The 19,526-nt window shown below is 54.9% G+C and carries 15 protein-coding genes and 2 pseudogenes; 4 read left to right on the top strand and 13 right to left on the bottom strand.

Translation table 11 applies throughout. From position 1 onward, the window contains the following. Positions 1-9 precede the first annotated feature (9 nt). The 8 genes from HMPREF9334_RS04660 to HMPREF9334_RS04690 all read right to left on the bottom strand — a co-directional run bounded on the left by HMPREF9334_RS04660 (position 10) and on the right by HMPREF9334_RS04690 (position 7,944). A complete protein-coding gene (locus HMPREF9334_RS04660; RefSeq protein ID WP_006692347.1) occupies positions 10-3,126 on the bottom strand; it encodes a type III restriction-modification system endonuclease in 3,117 nt (1,038 codons plus the stop codon). Then, positions 3,126-3,488, bottom strand: a complete 363-nt coding sequence (locus HMPREF9334_RS04665) for a HepT-like ribonuclease domain-containing protein (RefSeq protein WP_006692348.1) — start codon at positions 3,486-3,488, stop codon at positions 3,126-3,128. The genes HMPREF9334_RS04660 and HMPREF9334_RS04665 overlap by 1 nt, the downstream gene beginning before the upstream one ends. Further along, positions 3,485-3,790 (bottom strand): nucleotidyltransferase family protein, encoded by a 306-nt coding sequence (locus tag HMPREF9334_RS04670; RefSeq protein ID WP_039957294.1) that lies wholly within the window; start codon positions 3,788-3,790, stop codon positions 3,485-3,487. Before HMPREF9334_RS04670 ends, HMPREF9334_RS04665 begins: the two co-directional genes overlap by 4 nt. Positions 3,791-3,839: 49 nt before the next feature. After that, complete coding sequence (locus HMPREF9334_RS12370) at positions 3,840-4,667, bottom strand: DNA methyltransferase (protein WP_006692350.1); 828 nt, start codon at positions 4,665-4,667, stop codon at positions 3,840-3,842. A gap of 45 nt (positions 4,668-4,712) precedes the next feature. Further along, positions 4,713-5,732, bottom strand: coding sequence for a site-specific DNA-methyltransferase (locus HMPREF9334_RS12375; RefSeq protein WP_006692351.1), 1,020 nt, complete (start codon positions 5,730-5,732; stop codon positions 4,713-4,715). 131 nt (positions 5,733-5,863) lie between these two features. After that, complete coding sequence (locus HMPREF9334_RS04680) at positions 5,864-6,439, bottom strand: SLATT domain-containing protein (RefSeq protein WP_039957296.1); 576 nt, start codon at positions 6,437-6,439, stop codon at positions 5,864-5,866. Between the two features lie 18 nt (positions 6,440-6,457). Then, the gene (locus HMPREF9334_RS04685) at positions 6,458-7,273 is read right to left on the bottom strand and encodes an SMODS domain-containing nucleotidyltransferase (RefSeq protein WP_050803410.1); all 816 of its coding nucleotides are present in this window, start codon (positions 7,271-7,273) and stop codon (positions 6,458-6,460) included. A gap of 29 nt (positions 7,274-7,302) precedes the next feature. Then, positions 7,303-7,944 (bottom strand): DUF4391 domain-containing protein, encoded by a 642-nt coding sequence (locus tag HMPREF9334_RS04690; RefSeq protein ID WP_006692354.1) that lies wholly within the window; start codon positions 7,942-7,944, stop codon positions 7,303-7,305. 57 nt (positions 7,945-8,001) lie between these two features. On the opposite strand from HMPREF9334_RS04690, the pseudogene HMPREF9334_RS12515 reads away from it, so the two are divergent. After that, a pseudogene (locus HMPREF9334_RS12515) lies at positions 8,002-8,124 on the top strand (secretion protein HlyD); the annotation flags it as partial. On the opposite strand, the gene HMPREF9334_RS04695 reads toward HMPREF9334_RS12515, so the two are convergent. Next, the gene (locus HMPREF9334_RS04695) at positions 8,124-11,357 is read right to left on the bottom strand and encodes a helicase-related protein (protein ID WP_156792910.1); all 3,234 of its coding nucleotides are present in this window, start codon (positions 11,355-11,357) and stop codon (positions 8,124-8,126) included. The pseudogene HMPREF9334_RS12515 and the gene HMPREF9334_RS04695 overlap by 1 nt on opposite strands. A 151-nt stretch (positions 11,358-11,508) precedes the next feature. Between HMPREF9334_RS04695 and HMPREF9334_RS12520 the strand changes: the two are divergent. Then, positions 11,509-11,655, top strand: a pseudogene (locus HMPREF9334_RS12520) (ABC transporter substrate-binding protein); the annotation flags it as partial. Positions 11,656-11,664: 9 nt separating this feature from the next. On the opposite strand, the gene HMPREF9334_RS04700 reads toward HMPREF9334_RS12520, so the two are convergent. After that, on the bottom strand, positions 11,665-12,588 hold the full coding sequence (locus HMPREF9334_RS04700) for a 5'-nucleotidase, lipoprotein e(P4) family (protein WP_006692356.1): 924 nt from the start codon (positions 12,586-12,588) through the stop codon (positions 11,665-11,667). Positions 12,589-12,916: 328 nt separating this feature from the next. On the opposite strand from HMPREF9334_RS04700, the gene HMPREF9334_RS04705 reads away from it, so the two are divergent. Further along, entirely contained in the window at positions 12,917-13,510 is a 594-nt protein-coding gene (locus HMPREF9334_RS04705; protein ID WP_006692357.1) for a hypothetical protein, read from the top strand. A 78-nt stretch (positions 13,511-13,588) separates the two neighbouring features. After that, the gene (locus HMPREF9334_RS04710; RefSeq protein ID WP_039957298.1) at positions 13,589-14,128 is read left to right on the top strand and encodes a hypothetical protein; all 540 of its coding nucleotides are present in this window, start codon (positions 13,589-13,591) and stop codon (positions 14,126-14,128) included. Positions 14,129-14,327: 199 nt separating this feature from the next. Here the strand turns inward: HMPREF9334_RS04710 and HMPREF9334_RS04715 are convergent, their stop codons facing one another. The 3 genes from HMPREF9334_RS04715 to HMPREF9334_RS04725 all read right to left on the bottom strand — a co-directional run bounded on the left by HMPREF9334_RS04715 (position 14,328) and on the right by HMPREF9334_RS04725 (position 19,479). After that, positions 14,328-16,037, bottom strand: coding sequence for an adenine deaminase C-terminal domain-containing protein (locus HMPREF9334_RS04715; protein WP_006692359.1), 1,710 nt, complete (start codon positions 16,035-16,037; stop codon positions 14,328-14,330). Between the two features lie 9 nt (positions 16,038-16,046). After that, positions 16,047-17,363 (bottom strand): NCS2 family permease, encoded by a 1,317-nt coding sequence (locus HMPREF9334_RS04720; protein ID WP_006692360.1) that lies wholly within the window; start codon positions 17,361-17,363, stop codon positions 16,047-16,049. Positions 17,364-17,562: 199 nt separating this feature from the next. Next, on the bottom strand, positions 17,563-19,479 hold the full coding sequence (locus tag HMPREF9334_RS04725) for a DUF2075 domain-containing protein (RefSeq protein WP_245535225.1): 1,917 nt from the start codon (positions 19,477-19,479) through the stop codon (positions 17,563-17,565). Positions 19,480-19,526 lie beyond the last annotated feature (47 nt).

Consider the following 19,526-nt stretch of genomic DNA (forward strand, 5'->3'; position numbering starts at 1 on the left):
CAGCGCACCTCACTTCATCACGCGGTTGAGCAGCGTCTGGAAATCATTCACATGCTCGTAGATCACGCAGTCACTATGCAGCTTTTCAAACAGCTTCTTCGCACACGCTATTTTTGCCTCCTCAATCGGACGAAGCTGGAGCGAGGAGAGCGTTCCCTTCGTCTCCGCGACGAAGTAGATGTGACGCACCTTCCCCTCGCGAAAGACAATCGCCCAATCCGGCGCATAACTTCCGACCGGCGTCGGGATGGCGAACCCGCGCGGCAGTTTCGCATAGATCAGCACCTCGTTCCCGCCGTCGAGATCCTGGGCAAATCTCCTCTCCACATTGCCGTCCGTGAACACATAGTTCTGAATCGCCTTCTCCGCCTCGTATGCCTCGGTGTAGGGCCGCTTCTCCGTCGCAAAGATACTCGCATCGTAGCTGCCCTCGATCGTATTGTACTCGATGTGATCGACGATGCGTGTCGCTTTCTGCTCGAGGATGAGCCGCGTCACCGTACGGATAAACTCCTCAGGATTGCAGCGGTAGCCTGCAAACACCTCGGCCTTAATCCCCTGCAAAATCTCTACGACCGTGCGCCGCGTGAGTGTCGTCCCCGCCGCAATACGCCCGATCAGATCATACGTCACCGCAGACCCCTGTGCGCGTTTCAGCGTGCTCGTCCGACTCTTGCCGTAGGCAAAGCTCGTGCCGTCTGCCACCATGCCCACATCCAGATCCGTCTGCTGACTGCCATAGGTGATCGTGTATTGGAGACGGCTGACACGCAGCTCGGCGTTGATATGGTCGATGGCCGCCCGTACGAGTTGTCTCGTGTCAAATGAGACCGTATAGGCGTACTTGTGATTGATCCTCTTCCAAAGTTCCTGAAACTCTTTCCGATAAAATCGCTCGTTCAGCTTATTCTCCGGTGTCTTCGTCGCCCCCGCATCCGAAATCATCGTGCGCAGCACACTCTCGTCATAGATTGCCTGCACGAGGCGATGAACCCCTTCCGTCATGGGCATGAGAGCCTTAGGCAGAGGCGCGAGCGTCCCCGCCGCAAGTGCCGTGCGATAGTCCTCCGTCACATGCCCGTCATCGTCGATATAGTCATGTTGCAGGAGATATTTATAGATCACCCGCGCCGCCTTCTCATCCAGCTCCATCGCCGTACCATCCGCCGACTGCACCGTCTTCCCCTTGAAGTACGCCTCCGTCGCCGCCTTCGGACGATCGTACAGCTCCGCCTCCATCTGCTTTTGCAGATCGCCGACAAATCCCGCATAGCTCTCGCTCGCGATCACCGTCAGCACATTCACCTCATGCACCGCATCTCCCAGCACCGTCCGATCCATCCGCTGGCCCGTCTGATCGACCGCGAGACGCAGACCTCTGCCGACCTCCTGCCGCTTTGCCGTCACACTCGCCGCATGCTTGAGCGTACAGATCTGGAACACATTCGGATTGTCCCACCCCTCGCGCAGCGCCGAGTGGGAGAAAATCACGCGCGTCGGCTCATCGAACGAGAGCAGCCGCTCCTTATCCTTCAGGATCAGATCATACGCCGAAATATCGTCCGACAGATCCGAGCCGCGCCTGAGACTGCTGTCCACCGCACGTCCCGTCTTCTTGTCAATGCTGAAATACCCTGTGTGTACCTTCTCCACAGGCACATCGTCCAGATATTTCATATACGCAGGGTCAAAAATATCGCGGTTTTCGTTCATCACCGCGCGGTACTCCTCCTCGAAGATCTGCCCGTACTCCCCAAGCACGGCATTTCCGTCTGCATCGTACTGACGGTACTTCGCCACCTCGTCGATGAAGAACAGCGAGAGCGTCTTGATCCCGCGTGCGAAAAGCCGCTGCTCCTTCTCAAAATGCGAGACAATCGTCTCACGGATCTGCACCCGCCGGAGATCCGCCTCCGATACGTCGCCCTGCACATCTCCCGTATGGAGCGTTGTACCGTTCAGGAAAAGCACCGTCCCCGCAGCGGCATCGATGTGCTCTACCACATAGCCCTCGTACTGCGCCATTCCGCCCGAGAGATGGCAGAGATTGTCCCCCTTAGAAACAATGCGCAGCGTGCGCCGCACCCCGCCCTTTTGCGCCACCTCGAACTCGATCCGCGCACGCGGTGGCACCTTCGGCGAGAGTACGATCTCCGCGAGATAGAGATAGCGCCCCGTCCCCGGCAGATTCTTCACCTCGAACCCCTTCACCTCGATCTTCTTCACCAGACGCGCATTGTAGGCATCCACCGCATCCAGCACATAGACGAGATTGTGCCGCTCCGCGTGCGTCGCCGAATAGTTCAGCGTAAAGAGAGGGGCGAACTGTGCGAGTGCTTTCTGCGTCACCGAGCCCTTCTTTCCCATCTTTTGCGGCTCATCGAGAATGAGGATCGGACGGTTCGCCGCGATCACATCGATCGGACGACGCGAGCCGAACGCATCGCGCTTCGAGTAGATGATGCGCGCCTCCTTGTTCCCGCCGCGTCCCTCGATCGACTTCTCCTCGTTCAGCGAGGCAGCGAACGCCTGCGTGTTGATGATCATCACCGAGAGCCCTGCATCGGCAGAGAACGCATCCAGCTGATTCAGATTCGCACTGCTGTAGACGAAGAACCGCGCCTTCTTCCCATAGTGCTCCATGAAATGCTCCGCCGTCATTTCGAAGGACTTCTTTACGCCCTCGCGGATGGCGATGCTCGGCACCACCACGATGAACTTGCTCCAGCCATAGCGGCGGTTCAGCTCGAACATCGTCTTGATATAGACATACGTCTTGCCCGTGCCCGTCTCCATCTCCACATCCAGCGCACACGCACCGAGCGGCGCGGAGAGCGTATCAGACAGATGGAGATTGCGTGCGCTCTGCACCCTGCGGATATGCGCGAGCAGCTCCCCCTGCGTCAGATGCAACTCCTCATTGCGAAAACCATCGTCCGCCTCCGCCGTGAGAAGGGGCGCATTCATATAGCTCTCCTGCACCGGCAGCAGATTCCCCTGCGCAGCATTCGTCCCCACATCGCGCAGATACGTCGTGCGCGCGGCATACGGCTGCCCCTCGAACACACGGACAACCGCCTCCACCGCATCCGTCTGATACGGCTGCACCGTAAAGTGAAACTTCATCAGCAATCACCCGTATTCTCATATTCTGTCAAACAGCGCTCCAGCTGCTGGATCAGGATGGGCAACTCCTCAAAAACAACCTCTGAAATAATATTCCAGTTCGTCCCGTCATAATCATGCACAAGGCGATGCCTGAGCCCTGCAATCATCGTCCATGAGATTTCAGCATGTTTCGCCTTATACGCTGCGGACAAATAATAACAGTGCTCTCCCATATTGTATAACGGCGTTGTGACAAGCCATTGAAGCGGCAGCTGCGTCAGCAACTCCTCTTTTTCAATGTCGTTTTTTCGGATATATTCCTGCAACTGAACAGCATAGTCATAGATCTTTTGAACCCTTTGCCGATCCGAGTACTTCATGCCACCAAAACCTTTTCTTTCATAATCGTTTGATAGAAATTACTGTCCGGGTTGACCTCTGCGATTTCAAAAACATCCACGTTTTTCTTGAGCACCTCGCGCAGCTCCTCCGCCAAGGCAAAAATCATCGTTCGCCGAAACATTTCTCCACCAAAAACAAGAAAATCCAAATCGCTGTTCTCGTCCGCTTCCCCGCGTGCGTACGAACCAAACAAATAAATTTCCTTCACACGGTATTTATCAGCAAGCGGTTTCACCGCTGCAGCAATCTGTTCCATGGTAAATACAGACGTTTGCATCATGACTCCTCCTGTTCATAATGATTCATAGCGCTTCCCGAGGGGTGTTACACTACAGCACCCGCTGCACCGTTGCGGGGCTGTACGCCGCAAAGAGCTGGTCGAAGTTCGTCAGCGCACTGTCGTCCGCCATCGAGGCATCACGGAACACCGCATAGTAGGGCTTTCGCTTTGCGATTGCCGTCACCGTCTCATCCGTCACATCACGGTCGAAGCATGCGAGGAGGAAGCCGTCCGCGACGTTAAAGACGCGTCTGCCCGCGATCTCCTCCACCGCAATCGGCTCCGAGAGCAGGATCCCGAGATCGAGCATCGTCTGAACGAGCAGATCCTCCGGCGTACGATCCTCCTTGACATTGTCCACCTGCGCGAAAAGCCCGTCCTGCGTCACCGCATCGGGCGCATAGTAGACATCGGTCATATTGCTCGTATCGAGCCGCAGGCAGCGGAACCCGAGATCAAGCCCTGCCGCCTCCTCGCCCGCCACAGCCGCGATCTTCGCCCCCGCACGGCGGATGCGCTCCTTGCCGATCTCGCAGATATTCCAATAGCCCGCACGATTTGCCTCGCTCTTCTCGTCCGTCGCCTCGGGCAGCTGCACCATAATGAACTTCCTAGACCCTCCATCCTCGGCGTTCAGCTGCATCACGGCATGGGCGGTTGTGGCAGAGCCGGAGAAGAAGTCAAGGATGAGAGCATCTTTGTCCGTTGCATGAAAACATAGTCGTTTGATAATTTCAACGGGCTTTACTGTTTCAAATCCATGATTTTCGATCAATTCACCAAGTTCCTTCTTCGCGCTCTCCGCCGTACCCATTGTCTTATCAAAGAACCCCCAGAACGGTTCAGTTGTCTCATTACGCTCTCCATTCGGACGCATCTTTATGATGGGTTTTCCATCCCGAATAAAGAGATCCCCATTTTTTTAGTAAGTGGCAACTTGGGCTTGCCCAAGTTTCCACTGTTTTCCCGCTGGCGGGAAAACAGTGGAAACTGTGTCGCTGATTTCATAAATCATCGACCCCCTGCCGCGTACTCCTGATGCGTTCATCACCTCGACAGGGTATTCGCGATACACACCTCGCTCGTCGGAAAAGGAATATTCCTTTACACCTTTTTCAATCAAGTGGAATCGCCTCTGCCGATCTTTCGCATAGACTAGAATCATTTCTGCCTTTGGTTGTAATTTGTTATATGCTGTCTTTGTGTTCTGCGATTTTGTTTTCGATTCCCAATAAATTTCACCAATAAATGATTGTTCACCCAATATTTCATCTGCCACTTTTCGCATATTGAAATTCTCATTGTAATCAACAGATATAAAGATAACCCCATCATCCGCGAGCAAAGACTTCGCCACTCTAAGACGCGGATAGATCATATTCAGCCAGTCCGTGTGAAAGCGCCCGTTGCTCCCATTGTTCGCACGGAAATCATACGTCCGATTCCCGTCTTCATCGTAGACTTTACTCGCCGCAAAGAAATCCCCATCCGCCATCGCAAAATCATCATCGTACACAAAGGCATCATTCCCCGTATTATACGGCGGATCGATATAGATCATCTTTACCTTGCCGAGGTACGTCTCTTGGAGCAGCTTCAGCACATCGAGATTGTCCCCCTCGATGTAGAGATTTTCGCTGTCGAATGCGCCCTCTTTGCCATCCCGCCCGACACTGTCCTCCACAACGGGACGCAGCGTTGCCGCAATCGGCGCATTCGCCGCGAGGATCGCCTGCTGCTTGTCCGGCCATGTGAACGCATAGCGCTCCTCGCGCCCCTCCACGATCTCACGCGCGAGCTCCTGCCGCAGCACATCGAAGTCGATCGCCTGCACGACCTTCCCGTCCCGCATGACCTCCGTCAGCGCATTCGGGAACAGCCGCCCCACCGCCTCGATATGCGCCACCACGTTGTCCCTACTGTGCATCTTCATCCGCTCCATCGCGCTATCTCCTATTCTGCTCACATCTCTGTTCACATCAAAATCGCATTCTATTTACTATAACCTTAGTGCAAAGAAAGTCAAAACTCTCCTACCTTTGCAGAGATGAATTCTTTCTTATACATGCTCCGCTATGAATCAATTCGACCACGCAGCTGGGAAGGTAAAAATCGATCAATCTCTTCATTTGAATAGGTATATTCTTCACGCTCTTTTAGCCCTTTCATCGCCATCTTCACTGCATCATCCGTTGTTTGTGCCGCGTGAGCATATAGATTATCCAGCGTTTCCATAACACGAGAAAAGTCTTCCTCTATTTCTTCACATGATTTTCTATGGATATGTATGTCCGCAATAATACGGAGCAATCTGTTTCGAATAACCAAAAATTCATTTGCAGACACTTTATTCCCATATCCAATAGATTTTAGATCAAAACTCTTATAATATGCTGTAATAGCCAGCGTCACAAAGGACAAAAACATAGTTATGATTTTCGCACATAACTCTCCAAAAAAAATGGTGCTTACAATCCCACAGGATGTTGCAGATGCGAAAATGATATTGACCGTCTCAAGACAATTATATCGTTTGAAATATATATCCGCCTGTTTTTCCTGAATCTTATGCGTCCATACAACACTCGCATATTGCTGCCTGACTACATCAAGCAATACTTGATACTGCTCCAATAACTTCATCTCCATTACATGATTGAAGATCGCTCAATCAGCAATCTTATGCAGGACCTTTCCAAGGCACTCCATACTACTGGAAGCATCTATGATCGCAACACTCCCCGGTGCTGAAAGACAAGGAATCTGTCTCTGTATCGTATTGTAGTGATTCAGCAATCTTTGCTCATAAGATCCTTGAGGATATTGACTCGTCTCACCTTCACGCATCCAATGCCAATCGCCAATTGCATCATAGACAAAGGCATCTATGACAATGCCTGAAAGATGATAGCTCTTAAAAAATGTATCCCGGATAGACCGAATGTGCTTACAAGTATCAATCAAAAGGCCTCTTGTATGCAAGTCATCATTTTTGAGACTCATCGCCTGCTGTTCTGCGATGGGGTTTGCCGATTTCCATCGTCCTCCCATATTGCTGTCCGGATATTTATATGTACGAATAAAGTCCCCAAAGCAATCCTGCTCCTCAAATGCAGGTAATAACTCAAACTTCATGCCATCCGAAAAGTTAATTTTTACAACTTGTCCATCTGCTCGAATATCACTCAGTGAATAATGTTTTTCAATAGATTGTTTCACAGCCTGTAATAGACGTGATTGTCCATTCCATTTTGTTTTATCAAATCGGAAATATTCTTCTGGAGGCAACTCAAGCAAAATGTCTAGATCACTTGATTGTATTGCCGTCCCACGTCCATACGATCCGACATATCGGCTGTGGGCAGTCTCACTATCACTTTCCCAAAATACCCTATTAAACGCCTTTGTTACAGCTTTATATCGGCTACTAATGGTTGAACGCCATTCTTGATCAATTTTATGTTTAGTTACATGTATAGGCATATAGTCATCTCCCAAGGATTTTCAAAAGATTACATTAGTGTCTGTAGTACCCGCAGCTGCTGCACAAGCTCAAACTTCCTCTTCGGCTGTTTCTCCCGCCGGATCTTCGCCTCGAGCGCAGCAATCTGCTTTTCGATCCGCTCTCTGCGCCCCTGCGCCGCGACGCTCTCCCGGAGGGTCGATGTGCGTGCATCCCCGAGTGCCTCGCCCGCAATCCGGCGGACGAGGTTCTCATAGACGGCATCCATCGACAATCCCTCGATGCGCAGAACTACCTCCCCCACAGGCATCCAGTCTGTGTAATAGTACCGCTCCACCCGCACGCCTGTACTCTTTGCGTCAGGTGTTTCTTTGTATGCAAGAACAAGGCGCATCCGATCCTCCCACACGAGGACAAAGAGGATGTGATACGGGATCGCTCGGTCAATGAGGCGCAGAACAGCCTCATCAATTTGCCCATCGTTCAGACGCAGCTCGAATACTTCGAGCTCCTGCACCTCCTTCCCTGCAGCGAGGTTCAACACCTCCGGCGCGATCTTGTTGCGCCAGTGGATGGATGCGATCTGCGCGCTGAACGCCTTTTTGAGGGCAGGACTGAGCTCACTCTTTTCATAAAATTTCTGTTTTGGAATCCGTCGGTTGCATTCCGTAGAGGCCGGCAGTCCGAGCATATTCTCCCTCCGATCTAGGGAAACGCTGATAAAATGAGGTATGCCAGATTGGCGTAGATTTTTTGTCCGATTGAGGCAGCAAACCGGACGCATAGCGAGGGCTATGTGGAGGATTTGCTAACGAAAAGCGGGCGAAAAAGATGCGTCAAGATGGTCGTGCCGAATTTATCAGTGCTTCCCTATCGCACGACGAGGAAGCAGATGAGCTCAAAGTCGTCGAGATCCGCAATGTCATTCTGCAGGGCGCTTGTTCCACCCGCAGAGAAGAGGCTGTCGATGTCGCTCTCCTCCTTTACGTCGATGATGGAGTGGATCGCATCGTTCAGCAGTGCAGAGACGGTGTGCATATCACGCCCATCATTGGTCTCACGGTTGAATGGCTCGTATACTGCTCGGATGGGCTCTTTTTTTCCACGGCAGAGGAGGCGGATATCGTCGAGCATCTTCTTTGGATTCTGATAATCACAGAGGATCGTCCCATCCTGCCCGATGTAGACCATATAGAATGGGTGAATGCGGTTGCGTGTATCAACGCCTAGGCTGCTGCGGATGTTCTTCAGGACGAAGATGACGCCTGTGCCGAGCTCATCCGTGGCAGGAACGACGGCATGCAGTCCGCGCGGCTTCTTGTCCATATCGCCGTGATCCTTCAGATACGCGAGCAGATCGAGGCGGAATTCGTTGAGCCCGAGATCCATGATGGAGATGCCGTCGTTCATGTCCTCGATGTCGACGACCTCCTCCTGCAGGCGTTTCAGCTGCATTTTACGATACTCGAGGTCGCCCTTTTCCTCTGGGTTGATGAGATCATCGTCGCCCGTAGAGGTCATGATGCTGAGCCGCATGCGCGACTCGACGCGCGGCTTGAGGTTGATGTAGTCGTCGAGGGTCAGATCCGGCCAGAAGTTCACGAGTTGGATACACGCATTCCGACTGCCGATGCGGTCGATGCGCCCAAACCGCTGGATGATGCGCACGGGGTTCCAGTGGATGTCGTAGTTGACAATGTAGTCGCAGTCCTGCAGGTTCTGTCCCTCGGAGATGCAGTCCGTCGCGATCAGGACGGTGATGTCCGCCGTGCTGCCCGGCATGAGTACGTCCCGCCCCTTCGAGAGGGGGGAGAAGCAGGTCAGTACGTTGTTGAGCGTTGCGCGAAAGCCCGCGATCGTTGTGCGCCCGTCGATGGAGCCGGTGATGAGCGCCGTGTCGCATCCGTATGTTTCCTTGAGATACGTACTGACGTGCTCGTAGAGGTACTCCGCTGTATCAGAAAATGCCGAAAAGACGAGAACACGGCGATTGCCTTCGTTGATGGGGTGCTCGATCTTGTCCGCGATGAGGCGCAGGAGTTCCTGCAGCTTCGTATCGTGTGCAGGGGTGATGTCCGCCACCATTTTCGTGAGGACGCCCAGTATTTCGCTGTCCTTTTTCAGCTCCCTCCGCCATGATTTCCAGTCCATGTCTGCCAGGTCGACGGGTACCTTTTTACCGACGGCAAAGAGTTCTGTATTCTCATCATCCATATCAAGGTCGGATGTCTCCATCTCATACAGAGGGAGCTCCGCGCGGCCGGACTGCTCGAAGCGGTTGATCTCAGTGATCGCAGTATCGATGCCCGCCTTGATTTTACCAAGGGTCAGACGGAACGAGTGGACGGAGCTCTCGAGGCGTTTGAGCAGGTTGATGCTCATCAGCCGCTGCATGCCGCGCTCGCGCCCTGTCTGCGTCAGGTTCTCTCCCTTGTTGTGGGTGAGGTCTTTGTATTTGTCGCGTCTGCTCGGGTGGATGTAGTCCGACGGCGTATAGATGCAGAGTGTGAGCTGCATGAGCTGCTCGTAGATCTCATGATAGTTGATCGCGCCCGCCAGATCTGTGAGCTGCGGGCGGAGGGAGATGGGTTTCAGGCGTGCGGGGAATTTGCCAATGGCGCTCGTGTCATAATATTTCTCGATGTGTCTGCGCGAGCGTGCGATGGTAACGCTGTCGAGCAGCTCGAAGAAGTCAAAGTCGAGTTTGCGCAGCAGTGTGTCCGTCGTGCGTTCCCCAGGCTCCTCTTTGCTCCATGTGTTGAATGCGCTCTGTGCCTGCCGAAAGATGTCCTCGATGCTCCTCGATGTGTCGAGGCGCTCGTCGAGGTTTGCCGCGTGCCCCGCGTAGGCGAGGGCGAGCTGGTTCTTTAGATCGGTAAAGCGATTGTTGACCGGCGTCGCAGAGAGCATGAGGACCTTGGTCCGAACGCCGGCGCGGATGACGCGCTCCATCAGGCGCTGATAGCGGTTCTCCTGCGTATGGCTGTGCGTTCCGATGCCGTTGCGGAAGTTATGCGACTCGTCGATCACGACGAGGTGATAGTTCCCCCAGTTCAGCCGATCCAGGTCGAGCCCGTTTGACTGTCCGTGGCTGCGCGAGAGGTCGGTATGGAAGAGCACATTGTAGTTCAGGCGATCCACTGCAAGGGGATTGTTGACGTAGTTGTCCTTGTAGGTGTTCCAGTTCTCCGCGAGCTTTTTCGGGCACAGGACGAGGATGTTCTTGTTGCACTCCTCATAGTATTTCATGACGGCAAGTGCGGTAAATGTCTTGCCGAGACCGACGCTGTCCGCGAGGATGCAGCCGTTGTATTTCTCGAGCTTGTTGATGATGGCGAGAACGGCATCGCGCTGGAAGTCGTAGAGCATACTCCATATTTTGCTCTTTTTGAATCCGACTTTTTCATCCGGCAGCTCGTTCTCGGACAGATCACCCAGGAACTCACTGAATACGTGATAGAGGGTTGTAAAGTAGATCATCTCGGGCGCATGCTCTGCATAGGCGGTGCTGATGTTCTCAATGACGGCATTTGTCACGTCCTGCATACGCATAGGGTCGTTCCAGAGCTCATCGAAGGTACGCATATACATCTGCGCTGCCTGCGGCTCGTCCATGCACTGCACGATGTTATAGGCGTTGTTTCCGCGCTCGCAGCCGAGATCCACGGTCGTAAAGCCGCTCATTGGGACATAGACACTCTGCTTCTCGCCAGCAGAGACCATCATGAAGCCTGGCATCTGCTCGCCGCCGGTATTGGATTTGAAGCGCGCCTTGGCACGGATCCAGTCCGCGCACTCCTTCGCGATCGCGCGCTGCGTCATCTCGTTGCGCAGGCGCACCTCGAACTCTGTGCCGTAAAGGCTCGTCTCACGCGAGATGCGCGGGATGTAGAACTCGCGCTTCTCCTTTGCCGCCTTTTCCCGAATGAATGTGGGCGAGGTGAAGAGGAAGCGGAACTCCTCCACGGACGCCAGCTGCTCGCGCAGCTCCTGATACGCGTACATGGAGAAACACGCTGCCGCAATGGACACCCTGCTGCCGCGCACAATTTCTGCCCGAAGATCGTCGCGCACCATGTTTGTGATGTTATCGAATATCTTCACTCTGCTCCACCAAATCTTTCCCATAGAGATTGGCTCGATCAAACTTTCGTCCCTATTATAACATATTTCAAAGAAATCAAAAGAGCCCCCTGCTCCCTCGTGCAACAAGAAAGCAGAGACGGGCTCTTTTCATTAGGGAATCGCTGATAAAATGAAGTCTGTCAGATTGGTACAGATTTTTCGTCCTGTCAAGGAGACAAACCGGACGCATAGCAGAGGCTATGTGGAGGATTTGTCGACACAGAGAGGGCGGAAAAGATGTGCCAAGATGGCAGTGCTGAATTTATCAGTGCTTCCCTATATTCTGTTACTCCGTCAGTGTCTTTGCATAGAACTCCTCGCGTGCCTCGGGGCTCATGGTCATGTAGTCCTTGGCGAGGGCACTGACCCAGGAACCGTAGGCGGGGTTCGGGAAGACGATGTACTGGGTGCCGAACTCCTCCTGCGCAGCATCGATGGCGGCATTCCGTGCGGCGCGGTTCATGCCCTTCGTCCCGAGGGGGAGATCGCCCGCGTTGTCGCCCATGTAGACGACGACATCATAGTCCTCTGTGATCCGATCAAAGCGCGGCTGCTTGTCGCTCATCTTCCGATCCTCCATGAGGAGGACGTGCTCTGCGTCCACGGAGGGGAAACCGAGTGCCTTGAGGTTCTCGATGGTCGGCTCGTAGTTGACCTCACTCCAGCGGTTGCTGACGTAGAAGATGGCAACGCCGCGCCGTGCAACTTCGTTCAGGAACTCCACCGCGCCCGGCAGTGCCTCGGAGCGTCCCTCGTGCACGGTCGCGCGCCACCAGAGCGCATTAAATCGTCCATTGCCGTCCGCGACACTCGCCGCCATGGCGCGTGTGTTGTCTGTGACGGTCTCGTCGCAGTCGAGGACGATGGCGAGCGGCTTGCCGCTGCGGGCGGCAGGGTCTGCCTGTGCGCGGTCGATCGCCATGAGCGCCGCATTGTAGCCCTGATAGCAGAGCGCACGGTACTCCGCCGAGGTACGCATCCAGAGGAGTGCCATGTACTCGGCATCGGCGAGCTGCTGTGCGCTGATCTCCTCCTCCGTGAGCGGCAGGGGCATCGGCGCGTCCTGCACGCTCTCCACGTTCGCACTGCCACCCGTCTGTGTCACGGGGGAAGCCGCGTACACCGCACTGCCGCCGAGCAGGAATGCTGCACTGCCGAGGGCAATCGTCTTTTTCCACGGATTCTTCCACTGGATGTTCCATGTGTTCATTGTGAAATGCTCCTTTTCCTAAGGAATCGCTGAGCAAATCAGCAATCCCTATATCAAAATTTTCAACCTATTATAACATAAATTATGAAATAAAAAAGAGCCGCTTCAAAAACAGCCTAAAAAATGTGCCGCTCAACCATCTTCACTTGGAATATCCTCATCACTGCGCGTGCCCTGCACACAATAACACTCCTCTAACATCGAAATTTACATGGATTCGTTTCGCTCCGCACGCGCGGATTCATTTCCGAATATGCAGGAGTATTTCGTCTTTACATCGAACTTATAAGCAGATACGTTAATTCAGCACCACAGAAAGGAGATCATCATGCTCTGCCGCACGTTTTTCTGCGCCCTTGCCGGCGCGTTCCTCCTCATCCTGCCGCTCGAATCCGCGGCGAATGCGATGGCGCCGGAGGAGCAGGTCGAACAGATGATGATATCGCGCGGGCTGCCCTTCGCTGTGCGTGAGACGCACGCCGATCTGTCGGGAGCGGCGCTCTCCCTCGCCCAGCACACGGACACCGAGGAGAATTGGCTCATCTGCACGGTCGGCGACACGGTCTTTGGTGCGCCGATGACCGCGGATCTCTACCGCACAGGCATGCTCACGGATGCGTACGGAACCACGCCGCCCGCCATCTTTGAGAGCTGTTTCTTCCAAGACGCGCACGACGATGCGGACGATACGCTCGGTATATGGGAGGGTGAGGATCACTATCTGACGGTCTACTACTCCTATGACGTGATCGATGGCCAGATTACGGCGGACAACTACATCTCCTCGGCACGCGGCACGATCGACGCGGAACACTACGACGCCCGCATCGTGTCGGAGGAGCACAACACCGCCATCCATACCTTTTTCTCATTGCTGCCGGGGCTGCGCAAGAAGATCGAGGGCAACTTTATCAATATCTGACCTCCCGGGAAAACGCCTGCACACGCCAGCAGGCTCATGCCGCCTTTTCTGAATTTGAAAGCCATCGGGGTGTAAAAAATGATGCATAAAAATCTGCTGTGTTCGTTCTTCCTTGCCATAATACTGCTTCTATATGGAGGAACGGTACACGCCGCCGGAGAGAAATTTCCGCTGATTGAGGGTGCGGATGCTCCGGCATTCGTAAGCAGGATCAACGATGTCCTGCGCGAGGAGAAGTCTCATACGTCACTGACCCCGCCCGAATACAACAAAGCAAAATCAGATTTGACAATGCCCCTCTATACGTCACATACGCCGAGCGGCGTCACGGTCGACCTCTATATGACGCCCGACAGAGCCTATGTGCATTGCATATCGGCAACCATCGATGTAATTGATGCGCAGCGTCTCAACGAAGCGCTCGCGGTAATTGCCGCTGCTTCGATTGCAAGCGGCATGACGCATGAAGAAATGCCCGCGCTGTTCCAGTGGAAGCCGGCGGAGGCGACGTTCAAGGTCAGCCGCGTTTACTGCAGCGCGCGGCAGCAAATGATGGACTCCTCCTATCTCCGCGTCGGTCCATCCGCCTCCATGAGTTTTTACGCTGCTGTCCGTTGACAGGTACGGCTGAAAATGCATGCAGAAGCCACAGCGGTACTCACCGCGGCTTGTGCATCGAATCGGATATACTCATGTAAAGCAGCTGTTGGACAGCCTTGTGGTACTGTACAAAGACGGAGTCGTCTCCGGATTGAATCACACATCAAAAAAGTGCTGCTGCACGAAGTTTTCCGGCTTCGTACAGCAGCACTTTTCGTTATACTATCAAAGGCACTGCGGCGCCTTTTTTCACGTCGATGATGCCCTTATCGGTCAGTTTGAAATACGGGCTGACGGGCAGCGGAATGGTGCTCAGGGACATGATGACATTGTCGTGGCGATAGCCGCAGTCCGCAAGGACACGGCGAACATGCGCGATCTGCTCGCCAAGAACGGGGAGCGGGCGGTCAGAGAGGATGCCCGCGATCGGCAGCGGCGCAAAGGCCTGCACGCGGCCGTCCCACACCGCAGCAACCCCGCCCTGCGCCTCAATGACGGCGTTCGCCGCCGCCTGCATATCCGCCGCGGTCTGTCCGAGGACGAGCAGGTTGTGGCTGTCGTGCGCATAGGTGGTCGCCGCCGCACCGCGTGTGAGCGCTGTCCCGCCGACGAGCGCCATGCCGCAGCCGCCGTTTTTGCCGTGCCGCTCAAAGACACAGGCAAGGTTGTAGGGGCTGCTCTCCCAGTCGATCACGCCGCCGTGCACGGGCAGCTCTGCCCGCCCCTCCGCAACAAAGGTCGTATGCTCCTGCACCTCGAGGATGCGGCAGAGCACCGTCCCCTCCGCGATCGGCGCACGCAGGACAAAGTCCTCGGCACTGCGCGGCGTCAGATGCACACTGCGGTAAAAATGCGCGGGGAACGATGTGTCACGTTCCGGCTCCTCCCATGCCTCGCCGCGCGCAAAGACCTGCCGTCCCGCGCACCAGACACGCTCAATGGCAAATTCCCGCAGATCCGAGAGCACGACGAAGTCGGCGATGCGACCGGGGGCAATCGCGCCCTTGTCCCGCAGCCCCATATGCTGCGCGGGTGCATAGGTCGCCGCATAGACCGCCTCCTCGGGCGCAAGGCCGAGCTCCATGCTCCGCCGGACGAGGTGGTTCAGCTGCCCGCGCCGCATGAAGTCATCCGGCATGGTGTCGTCCGTGACGAGGGCAAACCGCCCCGACAGACAGTTCTCCATAAGGTAGTCGAGGAACTCCTTCTTCAGTGTCTTTTCCTGCAGCTGGATGAACATTCCATTTGCGGCGCGCTGGGCGAGTCCCTCGAGCGACTGATCCGTATGATCGGAGCGGATGCCGCGGTAGAGAAGCTGCGCCAGCTCCCATCCGACGAAGCGCGGGCAGTGCCCCTCGATGGAGAAATCCGGCCGGCCGTGCTGAATCTGGCGGATCAGACGATTCGTCTTGGAGTGTGCATCCGCAATGACCTCGCGGCAGTTCATCACCTCGCCGAGGCAGATCACCTGATCCATGTGCATGAGCGCCTCGACATCATCGTTCTCGATCGCGGCACCTGCCGTCTCAAGCGCGTCGTTCGTCGACGGAACGGACGAGGGGATGGCGATGCGAACGTCGCAGGGGCCGTCCTGTGCACTCTGCATCAGCGCGCGGATGCCCGCGAGACCGAATACATTTGCGATCTCATGCGGCTCCGCGATGAGCGTCGTCACACCGCTACGTACCGCACCGTTCATAAACGTCCGCGGCGCGCACATCGTGCTTTCAATGTGCATATGGCAGTCGATCAGCCCGGGGATGACGTACTGCCCCGCGAGATCAACCGTACAGTGCGGCGTGAGCGGCAGTTCGTCCATGCCGACATAGGCGAAGCGGTCACCGCTGACGGCAATATTGCCCGGGATGAATTTTTTGAGATAGCTGTTGTAGACCTGTCCGCCCGTCAACAGTGTGTCGATGTGCATAGCGGCCTCCTATTTCACGCCCGCAATGGCGTAGAAGTAGTACGCGAGCAGGAGAGCGAGCAGATAGTGCCCCTTGTGCAGCTCGCTCATGCGCCCTGCGGCGAGCTTCATGAGGACAAATGCGATGAAGGCCACAGAGATGCCGTTGGCAATGTTGAACGTATACGCGGTAAAGGCGATGCAGAGGAACGCGGGAATGTACTCGGCAATATCCGTATAGTCAAGGTTGCGCATCCCCGCCATCATACTGACGCCGACGTAGATGAGAACGGGCGCAGTCGCAGCTGCGGGGATCATCAGCGCGAACGGCGTCACCGCGAGAGTGAGCAGGAAGGCGACCGCCGTCGTACACGCCGTCAGTCCTGTGCGCCCGCCTGCCTCAACGCCTGCACCGGACTCGAGATAGGTGATGAGCACCGGAATCGTAAAGAAGGAGCCCACCGTCGCGGCGATGGAGTCGACATGAAAGACCTTGTCGAGCCCCGGCAGATCGCCGTTCTTGTCGAGGAAACCCGCCTTGCCGCCGATGCCGATCGCCGTGCCGAAGCTCGAGAAGAAATCCGGCAGGAAGAACGCGAAGAGGAACGGCAGGTACTGCAAATCAAGCGCACCCGCAAGATCGAAATTGAAGAAGATCGGCGCGATGCTGTCCGGCATGCGGAAGATGCTCTCGGGGATCTTCGTAATGCCCATCGGGATGCCGATGATCGTCCCCGCGAGAATGCTGATGAGTGCGGCGCCGCGTACCTTGCGCGCCGTGAGCATGAGGAGAATGACGAAGGTGATCGCCGCGAGGATCACGACGGGCTGCGTGAGGTCACCGAACGAGAGCGCGACCTTTTTCGCATTGATCGCGAGCAGCTTTGCATTGCGCATGCCGATCACGGCGAGGAAGATGCCGACGCCCGCACTGATCGAGATCTTGATGCCGCGCGGTATCGTCATGACAATGAATTGACGAATGCCAAGCACTGTAACGAGGATGAACAGCACACCGCTCAGAAAGACGATCGCGCTCGCAACGCTGATCGGCACATTTTGGAGCTGCACCATCGTGATCGAGAAGATCGCGACACTGCCCATGCCGGGCGCGAGGGCAAACGGGCGGTTCGTATAGAGCCCCATCGCCATCGACGTAGCGAAGATCATGAGCACCATGCCCGTGAGCATCGCCCCCGTCGGGACTCCTGCCTCCCCCATCATATGCGGCACAACGGCGAGCACATAGCCCATCGTCGCGAACGTCGTGAGACCCGCCAGAACCTCCGTGCTGACGGAGGAGTGATGCTCCTGCAGCCGGAACTGCCGTTCAAAGAATGAATTCATTGGACTCGCCTCCCAAAGGCAATCATAAAAAATTTGAAGACGTTTTTATTATAAACTCATTATCAAGCTTTTCCAACAATAAAGGCGAAAATATTTCCTGCGTCTCTAAAATCTCGCGTCCTTGTCAATATGCGGAGGATTATGGCACGCAGCCAGCACCGAACAGGCGCCGGAGAACATTGCGGCGAAATGGCTCCTCTTAAATCTCTTGCAGTCCCAGCGACTTCAAGTATGCATACGTACCATCATAGTATTCCGGCCTACGCGTTTCATCATCCAGGTCCCCCTCAGGAACGAAGATGACGAGGCCTTGCCGAGCCCGGGTGAGGAGGACACGATAGGCGTTCTTCAAGTAGCGTTGTCCTTGTTCCTTATTGACGTGCATCCAGCGGGCTCCGCGGCAGTCAAAATAATCGAATCCACCATCACAATAGCGGAGATCTGCGTCCCACGCAAGGAGCCCATAGTCAATCTCGAGGCCCTGTACCTCAAACTCCGTAGCGGGAACCTCAAGAAAACAAGAAGCATCTGCATTCGCCGGATCATTCAAGAACCATGCAACAGGATCCCGCTGCACATTCACCCAAATGCCAACACTTCTCAAACGTTTCGCCTTTGAACTCGCAAGCATCCCAGGCCGCTCCGTCCCGCGCACTTTGTTGCGCACCCACGCCTTTGCACGCGCAAGATCTCGCGTCAAAACGATGGGATAGTTCAAATAAAGCGCAGCATAGAGCTCTCGTGCTGCAGCTGCATCCTCATCGAGCAGTGCCTTAACGAAATCTGCAAGCCGCTCACTCCGAAAGGAACGCAGAGATACGCCCAGATGCAGGGACGAGACAACTCGATACGCCCGATCCCCCAGCAGCCGCTGAATGTCACTGCTTCCCACATACTCACTGTCTGTCATCCGATCCGATAGATGGATCTCCCAGTCCGGATATTGTTCACGCAGCGCATGCAGCCATTCCGCTATGCCGGCCTCCCCCGTATTGATCTCCTGCCCGCCGCCGATGAGACAGACGATCACAGCCCAGTCCGCATGCCGGTCCATGATGCTGATGAGAAACTCCGGCTCCGATTGTTGAAAATCCGCCACGCCCTTTTTCCGCTTCATGAATTTCATCAGTGCATCGGCATCCCATGCTCGCTGCGCTTCATCGAAAATAGCGACTTTCTCGACGGGTGGCTGTGACGAGGACAATGCCTCATCGCGAAATTTATGAATCACCTGGATAAAGGACTTCGTTTCTCGTCGTGCCTGCTCTTTGGTCACATTGTGCGTCACTACCCGATCACGTGCCAATGCCTCCTGCAGAACCGCAACGAGAGGGCCATTCCCCGAGAGAAATACGGCATGTTCATCCTCATTGAATTGATGACGCGCATTGGCAATATTCAGACCCGCAAGAGTCTTTCCCGCCCCAGGGACACCTGTGATAAAACAGATCGACTTTTTGTGGAGTGCCTTGCATTCATCTATGATCTGGTTGATCGCTGCCGTCGTCACAGTCAGATTTTCTGCCCCCGCATCGTTGCGCGATATATCACGAACCGAATGCTCACGATAGAGGGCTTGTGCCGCCTCGATGATGGTCGGTGTCGGCGCATAACGAGCATCCAGCCATGCATCCATGGATAGAGGAGCGGCATGCATCTGCGACAGGACCCACTGAAGCACGTCCCCGATGTTATGCCGATTGCAGCAGAGCACCTGTGCAATCCCATCTTCCATCAGAGCCAGTGTATTCGCCTGATCGGCCGCCTCCGTCGGCACAATGATCGGCACGATTGTGCGGTCCCGACTCGCCTCATGAAAATACTTGAGGTCAAGGGCATAATACATCACTTGATCTTTTGTTGATTTTGCATACGTGTCATCCCCGACCTTGAACTCTAGTAGGAAAATAATTCCCTGGATGATGAGCACGACATCCACACGGTGTCCCATGCGCGGAATCGTGAATTCAAAGGCGATCTCTCCATCCGGAAAGGAAGCAAGCTGCTCCTTTAAAATCTGGATCTCCGCACGCCATGCGTTCTTTTGAATATCCTCGGTCCGAAACGAATCCTCGATCATCAACCGCCCGAGGATATGATCTTCTTCTTCCGTCAAAAAAGAAGAAATTGAACCCGAATAATATGCTCTTCCCATCATGTTTC

Source organism: Centipeda infelix ATCC 43532, assembly GCF_000234095.1.
In the GTDB taxonomy this organism is placed as follows: domain Bacteria; phylum Bacillota; class Negativicutes; order Selenomonadales; family Selenomonadaceae; genus Centipeda; species Centipeda infelix.